Genomic DNA, 15,575 nt, shown 5'->3' with positions numbered 1-15,575 from the left:
AGTATCTTTCCACCGAGATTGTTTTTTACAAGACTTAGATACTCAGGTCATTCTGTTGAAAAAAATGCAGTACAGTTTAGTATTAACTGGGATAATTTTGAGCAACTACATTTGCAACTTTAAAAATGACTACTATACCATAAAGAAACAAAAGTGGATAAATTGCCAGATCAAGGAACGTTGCCAGAGTTCTATTCCATAGATTAGATCCTTGTAAAATTAATTTTAAAGAAAGGAGCAAAAAAAGTGGTAAGGCTATCGCTTCTGTATACTTAGGAATCCCTACGGCCGTCGTGAAAAAAAGTAAATTATAAAAAGATGAGCTATATAAATATGTACCATGTGCCATAATATATTTAAACATTATACCTGCCCCATTGAGTAAATTTTTTTTGGATGTCCTGTAGACTTAGATATATCTTTCCACCTATATGAGGACATACCACGAAAGTGAACTACTCCTAAGCTAAAGACTTAGGGACTTCTTGGTTCATCCCTCATTCTACAGAAAAAACGATTCTCCAAACTCTACCTCAGATACTATGAGTGCAAATTTTTTGATATTGATAGCAGCATTATGTTCCGATCATGTTTTGTATTACATTAGGGATATTACCACTCTCAAATATCTAAAGTTAATTCGGAAGCCGCAAACAACAGGCCTTTAGGATGGTTCAAACCCTCTGGTTTTATTCTCCGTTTGTGCAGGCCATACAGATTTCAGACAAAAGGCCAGATTGAAAATACGGCAGGTTACGCAAGGAGGGATTTCTTCCTTGGAAAATGGTTTCTTCCTTTAAAGACCTGAAAGCGCAAGTTCTCAAGTGATTGGAAAAAGAATAAATCCAGGTATCGATGGAACGATCTATGAAATCCATCTTGAACCCTTTGCTAAGTCCTGTATGGTCTTTTTATATGAATTACAGTTAAGCCTGCACAATAAGAAATTGCAGTGGCGATAATTGACCCATCAAGTCCAAAACGAGGGATAAGATAAATGTCAAGAATTATGTCTACTACAGCTATCGTAATAGTTCCATACATGGTCAGCTTTGCACCTTTTATTCCCATTGAGTTAAAAATCCAACCGTAAATATCATACCATGAAAAAAGCACAGCTGTCATGCTAAAAAGAAGTACAAGTCTTAAGTTTAGTTCAAAATTATCTCCATAAAGTTTTAATGTTATAATCTGTGTGATTGCCATTATGGGAATCCCTAAAAGTATAATGTAGGGAACGAGTGATTTATATCTCTTTAATATAGATCGCTTTTCTTCGTGTCCTGATATTAAAGGAAACAAAACAGTTACTAGAATTCCCGAAAACATACTCATTATTTTCAATGAGGAGATGCAGTATGCGTTGAACAAGCCTACGTCTTCGATCATAAGGTATCTGTTAATCAATATTTTATCAATGTTGGTACAGACAATATATGACACTGCGCTAAGGAACGAAAAAATTCCATATTTTACGAGAGTTTTTGCCCATTGAAAATCAAAAAATTGAGATCTCAGATATTTCTGAATTGACAGGAGGATAATACTCCCTGTTATTAAATAAGCTACACACATTGAGATAATAGGCGACTCAAAAGAAAGTGTTTCACTTAACACAAAAATCAGAAATGAGATCAGTATAATTAAACTGCAAACTGGCTTTAAAATTGCATATTTCCTTATCTGGAAGATACCTTGAAGTGTACTCGTGGTTATTATGTAAAAAGAATATATAATCGCAAAAATAATTCCTAAATTAAGAAGATTTTGAGATATCAAAAAAATTTTCATCAGTGCCGTTGAAAACTTAAGGTATATACAGCTACATAAAACAGATAAAATCAGCACAGTTATGTGTGATGTGGTTATTATACTGCTTTGTCGATTAAAATCAATTTTTTCGGAAGTATATTTAATAATCCCGGTGCCTACTCCAAGTATCATTGGTAAATATAAAAACATCCCTACTGAATGAATAAGTATGAATTTGCCATATTCATCCGGGCCTAAATATCTTCCGGATAAAACATTAAATAGAAACCAGCTGATGGCTTCGATAACAGTTCCAGCGGTAACATATGATATGTTTTTGAAAATATTCTTTACTTCTGCACTCGTTTTTTGGGCAAATAGCTTCCTGTAAACAGTAGCAAGTTTATTTTTTGATATGAAGAACGACTCTTTCTTAAATTTAACATATTCGCTGATCATAACTCTCTCTATTATAAATTCAAAACTTTTGATTTTCCGGCTTCAATTTGAGGTTATACTTAGCTCCAAAACAATATATCGAACCAATGTATTCAATTTCTGGATAAGCATGCGCCTTATGAATTACTCACGTTTATTTTTGCTTAATTAAATGCGGATTCTGTGAAAATCCTCTGAAGTAAATTAAACCACATAAATCTAGAAACATGCTCATAATTAAAAGCCGAAATAACTGGCTTGCTCTGGCATTTTCCATATCATATCACACTCTTATCAAATATGTTTTAAAACCACCGTCATCAAATATCTTTAAAGTATTTTGGCATTCATCTATTTTTCCAAAATCATCTTTATTGAATCTTTTAGTATGTCCCCATATATTAGTATAAGCTTCTTCATCATATGGAGAAAGAACCAGATATCTATCTCTGTCAATAGGAAAGCGATTATCAAACGGGGTGGCAAATCCAAAATGATCGGGCAATAAATATTCTCTTTTCAAATCCTTTCTAAGCGCTCTATATGTTACCCCATAAGTGAAATCTGCATATCTAGAAATAGGGTTTGCTAAATCAACTGTATGAATGAGAAAATTTTTATTGCACAATAACCAGTTTGAACCATGATACTCACTAAGAGTCATATAGTCATTTGGTCTCGTGGTAAATGGTGATTGATATAATGAAAAGTAAGTAGAAACTGTAGCAAGAAGAATTAAGCTTATTAATAAAACTGTCTTTAATCGATTTTTATGATTTAGATAGAGAAGATAGGCTACAAAAAGTGGGGCAAGCATCATATTGAAGTTCAAGTTTAGTAATCTGTCAGGTCTATGAGCAACAGTAAAACAAAAAAGAAACATTACCAGTAGAGTTCCTGTTATGAAACAAGCTATGAATGGCGCAAATATCCTTTTTTCGAGGGAACCTTTTTTAAAAATTATGAGATATATTGCAACGACTGCTAAAGAATAAAATATCATTTCATCAAGTATCAGATGTGAAAGTGTATAAATAGTTGAGATAAAACCTAATTTTTCAGAATAATAAGTAGCTTGAGTAAAGGTAGAGTTGGCTTGAAATATTCCTAAAAGATTCGCTACAATTATGAAAAATGATCGAGTGACAGCATACTGATTGCTAAACCAAAAGATCAAGGAGACTGATGACAAAATCACCAATGTAGCAGGTATATAATAATTTTTAGTATCACTGAATGGATATCTTTGAACGAGATATGAAAGAAATAGATATAATATTACTACTATAGCTGTAATGGGATGGAATAAAGGAAAAACAAAACAGAAAATAATAATCAAAAGCCTGAAACGCATATCTTCAAGTTTAGTTAAAAGGTAAAAAAGTAATGGTAAAGTAAAAACTGATAACAACATGTAATACATGGCTGTTGAAAACCATGCAAAAAATAAAGGTGTAGCAGCAATAACTGAGAAGAAAATAAATTTTTTGTCACAAATCAGTGATTTGCTGAGACAGTAAATTGAAAGAATAGAAAATATGTAAAAGAGAGTTGGAATATACTTTGCAAGCGAGACTATGGAAATATTTGAAATTTGATGAAGCTGAGAAACCATTATAGATACGAAAGGATAAAAGTCGTCGGTTAGGTTTCCATGAATAGTCAAATCCTTTACAAGGCCGATATATGATGGTGCGTCTCCTCGCAATAGATTAACAATATAGTCCCGTAAGGCAGATAATAAAAGGACTAGAGAGTTAACAAAAAGTATTTCAAATATACCCAGAATATGGGCTCTTTTGATTTGATCAGTTATTCCAAGATAAGTCAATAAAAATCCGTTGATTAATCCCAAAATCATTGAAATCCAAAAAATGGAAGGTGTAGAGGAATAAATCGAGATTTCATAACCCATTACGGGATTTATTTCAAGATAGATTAGGGAAATAGTTATCATTAAGAAAGTAAAAGATGTTGATAACAAAACAAATCGTGTCAATAGACTAGTTTTCATTAAATTCCTCAAACATGTAATTTTAGTTAGTATCTATGTCATTTCACATAAGCAGTTTAAAATCTAACTCCCCGAATTTGAGATCGATCGTATTGAACATATCCCAAACCAATTTTACCCCCAATCAGTAAGAGTTTCAAAATATCCCAAGTAACAGTCAGACTCCTTCAGTTATTTACATCAAGGATTGTAACACCAGTATATATTTTAATTTTAATAGAAACAACTGATTATATAATAGAGTGAAGAGTCATTATTTATTCACAGAATATCTTTTCGTATTCTCGTATACACGTCACTGTTGAAAAATATTTCGCTCTTTCTTTTGATTTTTGAGCATAATAATCTCTAAGTTCAGAGTTATCGAGAAAGTTCATCATAGCCTGACTCAAAATTTTTTCGTTTGTAGACAATGGCTCCAAAGCACTGCGCATGTCTCCATCCATGGGTGGTACAAGTATTCCGTACCTGTTATCACCCAGTATTTCCCGAGGTCCGTAATTACAATCAGTGGAAATGATTGGACAACCACAGGCCATTGCTTCGGTGAGCGCATAAGGTAGAGCCTCCCAAAGCGAGGATAATACAAAAAAAGAGGAACGTGAGATATACTTATATGGATTGTCTTGCCACCCCAAAAATAGAACATCATCAGATAAATTAAGTTGCTTCACCAGGTCTTCAAGGTACTCCTTCAATTCCCCATATCCTATTATTGCAAGCTTGCACTTTCTGTGTTGCCTCAGTTCAGAAAATGCTCTGATTAAATGCCACTGGCCCTTTGCTTTTGTCAATCGTCCCATATTGATAAACAATGGGGTGTCTTCATTGAACCAGTTATCATTGTCAATCTCTTTTTCTGCAAGCCTTTTAACGTTATCCAGGTCTACAGGATTATATAGTACTTTTACATTATCAGGACTGATGTTAAAATCGTAAATTAACTCTTGTCTTACTCCTTCAGAAACAGCTATAACCAGATCTGCTCTTTTATATATCACACTTATCATATATTTGATAATTCTATTTTTGGGGGAATCTTTGTACTTCATTGACAGAGAAGTATGAACTGAAATAATATTTTTAGTTTTATAATTACCATAACCTGAAGCCAAATTAATAAGATTATCAAGTGTTAAAAAGCTCAAAGAAAAACGAGGCTTGTTTTCGGTTTTTAATTTTTTATACGCCATAGTTCCCTTTAAAAACGCATAGGGAATACTTAAGGCTAAAGGACCCTGAAATTTGAGATTCATGGACAAAGGAGGTTCTTTGGAAGGGTAGCAGACGTCATCTGTTAAGATAATTATTTGTCTACTTATGTTTGGACTCAGATTAAGGCTTAGCTCAGAAGCAACTCTCTCAGCTCCTCCTCCTGCAAGCGAAGTAATTAACAAAAAAAGATCAGTCAATAGAAGCCCCCTCCATTACCCTAAGATATTCGTTTGCTATAATATCCCAGTCGTATTTTTTTCTACTTTCCAATGCGTTAGTAGAAATTTTTTCCCTGAGGGAGTCATCTGTTAACAGTTCCATTAGAGCAGAGGAAATTTGTTCTGCATCCTTCTGATCCACTAAAATTCCATTATACCTGTCTTGAATGGCTTCCATAATTCCTTTTGTTTTTGTTGAAATAATAGCTTTCCCAACTACTAAAGACTCCATCACAACAACCGGGAAACCTTCCTGAAAACCAAAAGAATCTACAATTGAAGGAATTACCACAATATCCGCCATTATGTAATAATCAATAATATAACTATTTTCAACGAGACCTTCAAACACAACGTATTCTTCCAATCCGAGAACCCTCACTTTTTCTTTCAAAGTATTTTCAAGAGGGCCCTCTCCAACTATAACTAATTGAATATCCTTGAATGAATCAATCACGGTCCTGAATCCTTGAATTAGATACTCACATCCTTTGACTTCTACCAATCGACCGACAAAGAGCACTATAAATTTTGGTTTTAATCCATATTTTGATTTCAAAAAATCTTTATCTTTAATACAGCTGAATCGACTGATGTCAACTCCCATCGGGACTACATGAATTTTATCTTTTGCTTTTTCGGCAAATTCACTGGAAGTATATGATAAAAGTTCACTTGCTCGATGTGAACTTGCTGAAAGAACATATACACTGTTTGCAAAAACAAATGGTATAATTGTATTTTTCAGTGGCAACTTACCAAGAAAAGTAATTTCGGAGGAATGTATACTGGCAATATGTGGAATTCCTAAAATTTTGCTACATATGGCACCAACTAAGCCTTGAGGAAATAACCAGTGAGAATTTATAAAACTTACTTTTTCTTTTTTTGCCAGTAATATTGCAGAAATTAATTCACATATAAAAAATATTGGAGTTTGTACTTTTGCAACGATACTATTTTTGAAATTGTATGGCATTCCACCCCCATAAGCAAGTTTCTGAAATTTGAAGGGATAAAAGTATGGAAATCTGAAGACGTGAGTACCATATAACTCTTCAGTGAATAGAGACCTATGTGCATGAGGAGCAAGAACAAACAGTTCCACATTCTTCTGAATAATTTTGTTAGAAAGTAATCTAGAAAGAAAACTTGAAATGGTACGATTTTCAGGGAAGTTACTTGTGATTATTAAACCTTTCTTCATACGAACCGTCCTCATGATCCACTAAAGCTAGAAAATTTATTGATGTTTAATGAAAGGTACAGATTTTTGTAAGTATGATTAAAATACCCGAACACAACGATAAATCCTGTAATTTTTAATTTCTTACTATTAGTATAACTCTTCAGATGCATCACTTTGTGAAATAATTAAAGTTTTGTGTAATGTAATCCATTTCATCTTCTGAAAGATTTGGAGAAACTGGCAAACTTAGTACCCGATCGTGAATCTCTCTGTAATTAGGAAGATCCGTCTTTTCGGAGAATTTCAGCAAATATGGATTTTCAAAAATAGAGTTTTGATAAAATTCAATGCTATTTTGAGTGAGATGATTTGCTCCGACCCCTTTCTCCCTCATTCTTATAATAACTTCTTTTGAGCTACTATTTTCGAGAGTTAAATAAAGTCTTGTGTAGTTTGAAGTCGCTTCAGGGAGTATATGCTGGCCAGATGCACGATCTGCATCTATCCTGTCCAGAATGTAATGCGCATTTTCAATCCGTTTTTTAAGAAGTATTTCGGAATTTAACAACTGAGAATAAATAGAGTCAATTATTTTTTCGTTAACGGTATATTCTTTATAAAAAATGGACAAGTCTTCAGGTCTCAGGGATAAAACACAATTATAAAGGATAAAATTTACAATTTGAGAATTATAAGAATTTTTTGATTCCAAGATACGCTTAAGTATTCTATAATATGTAGGTATTAATCCGAGTTTTTTGTATTCCGGTAAATCTAAATTTGAACCAGAAACAACAAAACCACCAGCTAACCCATAGAGAGTTTTCACAAAACTAAAAACGGAATATTCTCCAAAAGAACCCACAAATTTATTTTTGTAAAGGGATCCAAAACCCTGAGCACAATCTTCAATAACAATTTGTTTATTTTTTATAGCTAATGAGGTGATTTTGTCCATATCCTGTGGATTTCCACCAAAATGAATTGCCTGTATCACATCTACATCATCAGGAATCAGCTTTTCATTCATATTTAATGTACGTGAGTTAATATCAATAAAGTGAATATTGTGATGATTGTTTATGATAGGATATAGAGCTTCAAAGCAAGTCAAAGGAGATACCGCGACATTAAGAGTGCCCTGGGATTTGTATAAATGCTTATATATTACATCAAGACCTTGTCTGGCAGAGAACGTAATATAGATATGTTTATTTGGAAGAAATTGAGACAGTTGTTGTGTTATGCATTCTGTACTCCCTTTTCTTTCTTTGAGAATTAAAGGTTTATTAATAGGAATCATTTAATTCACCTCGATAGGAACAAATACGGAGAATAAATAATTTCGAGAATTAATGGCTTGATGTCATTGATATCAAATACTGCAAATTCTATATTTTGGCATTTATTTGTAGTAAATTTAAATGATGTCAACAATATCAAGGTTACAAAAGAATCAGTTATAAGATCTTTCCAGCAACATTTATCCCAATCATTTTTAAAAATGGGCCTGCCATCATAAATAAAATTATATAAACTAATTAAGAAAGGAGAAACTGATTTATTAGCAATTGAATGCCATTTCCAGGATCGAGGATTTATTTCTAAAAATTTGTATTTGCCATCTCGTTCATCTTTTTTAAATTCAACTTCGCAAAGACCCCAAAAATTAATTTTGTTCAATATCAGTTGAGCATTTTCAAGAAGAGATTCATCAAATATTGTCTCTGCAAAAGTGGTACATTTTCCAAAATCCATAGGGTACTGCCTTTTTCTTCGGGCAAGAAGACTAACAAATGGCTCAGTACGATTATAGAAAAAACATGCAGAATATTGATTTTCACTATCTCCGGGAATTATTTCCTGAATAATTACCTCATCAGCGGAGATATAATGCAATACTTTTTCATAATTAGTAATTAACTCCTCTCTATTTTTGCAAACAAGGACTTTTTGATGTATTTGACTATTAAGCTTATGCATAATAGCAGGTTTTATGATACAGGGGAAATCAACATTCAAAGTTTTAATTTCCTCAAGGTTGTTTGGGAAATAAGTTATTGGCATGTCTATCCCCATGTCTTGAACTATTCGATAAGTTATTCTTTTATTGTAACATTTTTCAATAACTTGCCAATCGTCAACACTTACACGAAAATATTTTTCCAGTAACTGTTTGTTCTGACTCAAGATTCTGACGTAATTGTCATCCGTTGGAATTAGAAGCCAGCCATTCAGGTTATATTTAGAATTAAGTTCAATTAAAAAAGAAGTGAACTCCTGTTCCGGATCTATTTCAATAAATTTAGAACAATATATTGAATGTTTTGCAATATTAATACTGTTTGAATCTAGCAAGTAGCAGCGAATACCATTCCTTCCGAAAATCCGTATAATTCCAAGCCCCTGAACATGCCCCCCAATAACAATCACACCTTTCTCCATAGTGTTTGTTACGACCTCGGTCATCTTCTCACCGCGATCAAAACTCTCTTTCCAGAATTTAGTGCAAGTTCCTGTAACCACCATAGACTCCAGTCGAAAACGGTTGACTTCCATCGGTTCGGATGCAATGTAATGTAAAAATTACTTATTTGGGAACTCTCAATTAACTCAATAAGATTATCAGTCGTTTCAACAAAGGCGTGTTCAGTTTTACCGGGGATAAAATCCCTCAAATTATTCTTGGAGTTCCAGCCCCGTCCTGTGTCAGTGAAATAATTGAGATTTTTCGCAACAGATAAGTAAGCTTCTCCAATAAGTCCAAAATCCCTAAAATCATAATATTTCCATAAATCTCTGCTGTCATATTTGGACAGTACTGCGCCATGCATAGAGATAGTTTTGAGGTTGCAAATTTTTCTGAATTTATGCACTTCATTCTCGAATAATTTGATAGCTTTTTCATAGTCTCCGTTTGTCTTACTCAAAGTTTCATAATGATACCCGATTTCATGTCCCATTTTCTCAATATCCTGTATAATTTCAGGAACAAAAGTTTTCTTAGTGGTTCTGAAGTAGTAGGTTGAACATATACCAAATTCCTCTTCTATGCGTGCAATTTTAAGTGCATTCTTAGCTGATACATCCACATCGTGACGCATCAATACAAAATTATCGGGAAGCTTATCACCTGCAGCGACATACTCAGCCATCTTGAGGAAAGTATATTTATCTGTCATTGATGAGCATAATCGGCGAAATTTATCAACCGTGAAGTCTAGTTCGTTAAATTGTGGCACTTAATAACCCTCCTGCCCACTTAATAGATGGATTATCTGGGTAATAAACTTTGTGCAAATATTTATACAGATTGCGGCGAGTATTTTTATGTGAAGGATTTTATTTATTAATCACGTTAGAGATTTCTCGTGAAATCAGAAAATTTGTGCCCTCTAATCAAATTCTGCTTAAGTCCTTTGAATCCGCCAACTACACCAATCACATTACTATTCATTGGTCATCGGTTAAGGAATTTTCTTGCCCTAAAGCTATCGATTTTGAACCAGAAGCCTGCCTTAAATTTTGGCCTATTTTACATGAAATCGATACATTGTTCCAGCCCACAATAAGATCCAAATATTTGACAATTATTGTGAAAGTAGAGGCAATTATCACGATTCATCACTTAACCGAAGACACATGCATTACTATTACATATTCTGTAAGTTTTAGAATAATCCATGCATCCCCCTTAAAAAAAAGAAGTATTACGGAACCTTCGGAAAAACACCTGAGATAAATTTATACATATCCCTGTCTCTAATGTATCCACTATCAGTATCCAAAAATATCAACAAACGAAAAAGATGAATTAATTTAAAGAAGAATTTCATAATCCATCAGAACCAAATGAGTGAATTAATCAAGAATGGACTGCAAATAGTTTAATGGGATCTTTTCACGCCCTGAGTCAATAACCCACGACTAAAGTCGCGGGCATGTAAATGCCCTTGTTGACCAGATCACCGAGTGGAGTTAACAAAATCGGTAAACGATAAGAAGGAATACATAGTTACCCTTGAATGTCGCCTCAGTTTAAGGCTATAAGGATGGATTAAACAGACCTGAGAGGTAGGGACAGTGCTTGCATCGTGAAACCTTTCCATATTAGATCGAAAGGGGATCGGATTCCTTGATTGACTTCACAATCGGGATACGCATTACTCTACGAAAGTAGAGAGGAGAATGTTTTTCTCACTACCATCCCTATTATAAAGGAAGTTGACGCATTCCTCCTATGTCTTAAGACATGGGTATCCTGCTTATTTTTTCATAAAATATACATAAGTAGATTTTTTTCATATATAGAGAAAATTTTTAAGCAAAAGAAATATTAACATCTTGGCAAGAGAAGGTATTAGGTTCCATTAGGAGAGAAATCTACTTGGGCATTTCTCATATCTAGACACCTCAGGAGGAAAGCGCATAAAGGATTTAAAAAAGATGCCCTGGAGCAAGGGAATCTTCCGGGCAGGGCTTCGCTTCATGAAAAACCGGACTTTCAGCGTGTTCTACCAGAAGTATGAGCAGATCCTTGAAAAAGAGATTTTGAGCTCTGAAATCCCTGGACACATAGCTGTAATCATGGATGGAAACCGCAGATATGCCGGCCAGCTGGGAAGAGCTCTCAGTTTTGGACACGCTATGGGAGCCGAAGTTACTGAAAGAGTTATTGAATGGTGCTATGAGATAGGAGTAAAACAGCTTACTCTCTATGCCTTTTCCACTGAAAATTTCCAGCGTTCAGAAGAAGAGGTTGGTGGACTCTTTAATCTGATCAATGATAAATTTCTGAAGCTTCATACCGATAAGAGAACCTACGAAAAAGAGATGCAGGTCAGGGTAATAGGTGACAGAACAAAACTGCCGGCTTTTCTGAACGAGTCAATTGAAAAGATTGAGAAAGCTACCGAACACCACAGGAAATTCAATTTGAACGTGGCTATTGCTTACGGGGGTAGGCAAGATATAATACAGGCGGTAAGGGATATTGCAACCTGCGTGTCCAGTGGAAAACTTTCTCTGGAAGATGTTAACGAAAACTTGATTTCAAAACACCTCTACCCTGCGCCTGGAGTCCCAGTCCCGAATGTGGATCTGATTGTCCGCACAGGAGGAGATGAGAGAGTCTCTAACTTCCTGCCGTGGCAGGCTAACGGCAGCGAATGTGCAACTTATTTCTGCGCTCCTTTCTGGCCCGAATTCCGAAAAATCGACCTTCTTCGTTCGATCAGAGTATATCAGGCGCGAAAAGAAGAAAAAAAGCGGGAACACTCATACCGTGTCTCAAAAATTATAAATTTCCTTAGAGTAGGAAAATGCGGGGAAAAAAGCGAAGAACTCGGACAGCTTTTGCCAGCAAAAAAGCAGGGAGTATCCTGAGATATTTAAAGCCTGTGGAAAACAGGATACCTGAATAGATGTCAATTACCCCACCCTGCTGCTTCGGAATCGAGGAAGGGGGTATCCTGCTTAAATGAGACGAATAATTAGTCCCCTGTTAACCTGTAAGTTCCATAATCACAATAAACTTTTTTTGTACTGCATAGATTCCATGTTCCTATTTTTTCAAAGTTTCTTCTTGACCTGGTAGCCTGCCGGAAAAACAATCCCAAAAAGTACCGATATATTGATATTCCGGTGACGACTATGTAAATTGGGGAAAGTTTGGCTATACCTAATTTTTCAGTTTCCGGGGCTATCAGATGACCCTGAAAACTTATCGCAGACCCGATAAAATAAAAAAATCTATTGACGGGATAAAGTTATCAAGTAAGGTTATCCGGAAAAGGATCAAATATTTGGTAGCTACTGATTTAGATACGGGGAGTCATAATGGGCGCTTGTAGAGGGTTAAATCCTTACTCCTGCTGGGCATTTATTTTAATGATCAGAAAACCTGATGATGATATATCTGCCTATCTGACGCAGGGCTATTTTCAGGATTATTTAAAGTTTCTGGAAAGGCGAAAGCTGAAACTCATGCAGACTGCGGCATATACAGCTGCTCAAGAGATATTTCAGGAGCTTCTACCCGACCCCCTCAAAGGCTGCAATATTATAGTCAACCGCCCCTGAGCTAAAGATTCAGGGGTTTCCTGTGAGGGTTTATGAATTTTCAATTCGGACTTTACAGAAAAGGAAGGGATTTTAAAATAGCTGAGGAACTGGAAGTAGGGCCTGCAAACTGGGTAAAAAAGCTTTTTAGATCAAGAGACTCCGGCGTCCGCAGTTCTCAAGCTTCCAGAGAGGCTATAGAGTCCGGCAGCTCAGATAAAGGAAAAGCTACATCCGGGAAGGGAGAAAATCTGAATCAGGACACCATCTCAGCCTCTGAACTGCAGAATGAACTGGAATCTGGAGCTCCTATTCTTATCCTTGATGTCAGAGAAGAAAATGAACTTTCCGGAAAACTGAGGCATCTGGAAAACTCGGTAAATATCCCTGTTGGAAGCCTGGAAAACAGGATTTCGGAGCTAAAAAATGTAAGAGACAGGGAGATAATAGTTGTATGCCGTTCCGGTATGCGGGCAACCAGAGCTGCGGAGATTCTTACCCGAAATGGTTTTGGAAAGGTAAAGGTCCTGAGAGGCGGCATGCTTGCCTGGCGGGATCAGAAAACGTGAGGAAACGCAGGGGGGATTTTACTGGGAAAAGAACAAAGAAAACATAACCGCCTGATTAACGAAAAGAGCCCTTATCTTCTACAGCACGCCTATAATCCTGTGGACTGGTACCCGTGGGGAGAAGAGGCTTTTGAGAAAGCCAGAAACGAAAACAAGCCTGTTTTTCTCTCAATTGGATACTCCACTTGCCACTGGTGCCATGTGATGGCACATGAGTCTTTTGAGGATGAAGAAGTTGCAAGACTCATGAACGAAGCTTTTGTTTCCATAAAAGTGGATAGGGAAGAGCGACCGGATATTGACAATATCTACATGACTGTCTGCCAGATTATTCTTGGAAGAGGAGGCTGGCCTCTTAATATTATTATTACTCCGGGTAAAAAACCCTTTTTTGCAGGCACCTATATTCCGAAAAAATCGCGCTTCAACCAGACAGGAATGCTGGAACTGGTGCCCAGGATAAAAGAAATCTGGAACCAGCAACATGAGGATGTGCTTGATTCAGCTGAAAAGATTACATCTACCATCCAGAGCATGATTGTAGAGTCTGCAGGAGACGGACTTGGGGAAGAGGTAATCGAAGAAGCTTACGACGAACTTCTGAATTCATTTGATATCGAGTATGGAGGCTTTGAAGGGGCTCCAAAGTTCCCGACCCCGCACAAACTTTCCTTTTTGCTCCGCTACTGGAAACGCAGCGGAAACCCTGAAGCCCTTCATATGGTAGAACATACCCTGGACAATATGCGCAGGGGAGGAATCTATGACCAGCTGGGCTCGGGTTTTCATCGTTATTCCACGGACAACATGTGGGTTCTGCCTCACTTTGAAAAAATGTTATACGATCAGGCTCTTACCGCAGCTGCATACACTGAAGCCTATCAGGTTACCGGGAAAAACCTGTATAAAGAAACAGCAGAGGGAATCCTTGATTACGTTTTGAGGGACCTGACATCTCCGGAAGGCGGGTTTTACTGCGGGGAGGATGCCGATGTTGAAGGGGAAGAAGGAAAGTACTACCTGTGGACCATAGAAGAGGTCCGGAGCGTCCTTGGCCCTGAGGATTCCGAATTGATTATAAAAATGTTCAATTTGAGGGAGGGAGGCAACTTTGAAGAAGAGATAAGGGGCAGAAAAACCGGAACAAATCTCTTCTACATGGCCCTCTCTCCGGGTTCCCTTGCAGCCGAACTTAAGATTCCCGTAGAAGAGGTTGAAAAACGGGTAAAACGTTCCAGAGAGAAACTCCTTGCAGCCAGATACGAGCGCAAAAGGCCTTCAATGGATGATAAGATCCTGACCGACTGGAACGGGCTTATGATTGCAGCTTTTGCAAAAGGCTTCCAGGTTTTTGGGGAACAAAAATATCTGAAAGCCGCAGAAAAAGCCGCAGATTTTATTATGGAAACCCTTTACAGCCCCGACAACAGGCTACTTCACCGTTACAGGGATGGAGTTGCAGGAATTTCCGGAACTTCCGATGACTACACCTTCCTGACATATGGTCTCCTGGAACTTTATGAGGCAGGGTTCCAGCTGCGGCACCTCAAAGCAGCCATTTCCCTGAACAGTGAATTGTTTGAACACTTCTGGGACCCGGCCAACGGGGGACTCTATTTCACAGCCAACGATAGTGAATCTCTTATCTTCAGAAAAAAGGAGTTTATAGATGCAGCAATACCGTCCGGGAACTCAATTGAAATGTTGAACCTTCTGCGCCTCTCCAGGATAATTGCAGATCCTGAACTCGAGGAAACTGCTGACAGGCTCGAACGCTCATTTTCAAAGCTGATCCGGAAAGCGCCTTCGGGGTACACTCAGTTTCTGTCTTCCCTTGATTTCAGACTGGGACCTTCATATGAAGTAATTATTTCAGGAAAACGCGAATCTCCGGATACAGTACATATGCTTGAAGAGCTCTGGAGCTACTTCATACCTAATAAAGTGCTGGTTTTCAGGCCCGAAGGAGAAAATTCCGAAATTACAGACCTTGCAGAATACACAAAAGAACAGCTCCCGATTGAGGGAAAGGCAACTGCATACGTCTGCCAGAACTATGAATGCCGGCTTCCTACTACTGAAACCAACGATATGTTAAAGATGCTTAATGTTTGAGGTTC

The 15,575-nt window shown here is 36.7% G+C and carries 11 protein-coding genes; 4 read left to right on the top strand and 7 right to left on the bottom strand.

Annotated features, from left to right (window positions below; translation table 11 throughout):
* Positions 1-891: 891 nt before the first annotated feature.
* The 7 genes from EO98_RS09475 to EO98_RS09445 all read right to left on the bottom strand — a co-directional run bounded on the left by EO98_RS09475 (position 892) and on the right by EO98_RS09445 (position 10,068).
* Entirely contained in the window at positions 892-2,211 is a 1,320-nt protein-coding gene (locus EO98_RS09475; protein ID WP_048137133.1) for an oligosaccharide flippase family protein, read from the bottom strand.
* A gap of 262 nt (positions 2,212-2,473) precedes the next feature.
* Complete coding sequence (locus tag EO98_RS09470; protein WP_156161094.1) at positions 2,474-4,105, bottom strand: hypothetical protein; 1,632 nt, start codon at positions 4,103-4,105, stop codon at positions 2,474-2,476.
* A 356-nt stretch (positions 4,106-4,461) separates the two neighbouring features.
* The gene (locus EO98_RS09465) at positions 4,462-5,616 is read right to left on the bottom strand and encodes a glycosyltransferase (protein ID WP_048137130.1); all 1,155 of its coding nucleotides are present in this window, start codon (positions 5,614-5,616) and stop codon (positions 4,462-4,464) included.
* Complete coding sequence (locus EO98_RS09460) at positions 5,609-6,844, bottom strand: glycosyltransferase (RefSeq protein WP_048137128.1); 1,236 nt, start codon at positions 6,842-6,844, stop codon at positions 5,609-5,611. Before EO98_RS09460 ends, EO98_RS09465 begins: the two co-directional genes overlap by 8 nt.
* A 151-nt stretch (positions 6,845-6,995) precedes the next feature.
* Positions 6,996-8,129 (bottom strand): DegT/DnrJ/EryC1/StrS family aminotransferase, encoded by a 1,134-nt coding sequence (locus tag EO98_RS09455; protein WP_048137124.1) that lies wholly within the window; start codon positions 8,127-8,129, stop codon positions 6,996-6,998.
* 5 nt (positions 8,130-8,134) lie between these two features.
* A complete protein-coding gene (locus EO98_RS09450; RefSeq protein WP_048137122.1) occupies positions 8,135-9,295 on the bottom strand; it encodes a hypothetical protein in 1,161 nt (386 codons plus the stop codon).
* Positions 9,292-10,068, bottom strand: coding sequence for a hypothetical protein (locus EO98_RS09445; protein WP_156161092.1), 777 nt, complete (start codon positions 10,066-10,068; stop codon positions 9,292-9,294). The genes EO98_RS09450 and EO98_RS09445 overlap by 4 nt, the downstream gene beginning before the upstream one ends.
* 1,246 nt (positions 10,069-11,314) lie before the next feature.
* On the opposite strand from EO98_RS09445, the gene uppS reads away from it, so the two are divergent.
* The 4 genes from uppS to EO98_RS09425 all read left to right on the top strand — a co-directional run bounded on the left by uppS (position 11,315) and on the right by EO98_RS09425 (position 15,570).
* A complete protein-coding gene (uppS, locus tag EO98_RS09440) occupies positions 11,315-12,211 on the top strand; it encodes a polyprenyl diphosphate synthase (protein WP_200895248.1) in 897 nt (298 codons plus the stop codon).
* 453 nt (positions 12,212-12,664) lie between these two features.
* Positions 12,665-12,907: a hypothetical protein gene (locus tag EO98_RS09435; protein ID WP_156161091.1), complete on the top strand. Its 243-nt coding sequence runs from the start codon at positions 12,665-12,667 to the stop codon at positions 12,905-12,907.
* Positions 12,908-12,939: 32 nt separating this feature from the next.
* A complete protein-coding gene (locus EO98_RS17505; protein WP_052734413.1) occupies positions 12,940-13,455 on the top strand; it encodes a rhodanese-like domain-containing protein in 516 nt (171 codons plus the stop codon).
* 15 nt (positions 13,456-13,470) lie between these two features.
* Positions 13,471-15,570, top strand: coding sequence for a thioredoxin domain-containing protein (locus tag EO98_RS09425; protein WP_311135547.1), 2,100 nt, complete (start codon positions 13,471-13,473; stop codon positions 15,568-15,570).
* The last annotated feature ends 5 nt before the right edge of the window (positions 15,571-15,575 follow it).

The sequence above is a fragment of the Methanosarcina sp. 2.H.T.1A.6 genome (assembly GCF_000979455.1).
GTDB lineage: Archaea > Halobacteriota > Methanosarcinia > Methanosarcinales > Methanosarcinaceae > Methanosarcina.
The sequence above is the reverse complement of the archived record's forward strand: the minus strand, read 5'-3'. Positions and strand labels throughout refer to the sequence as shown.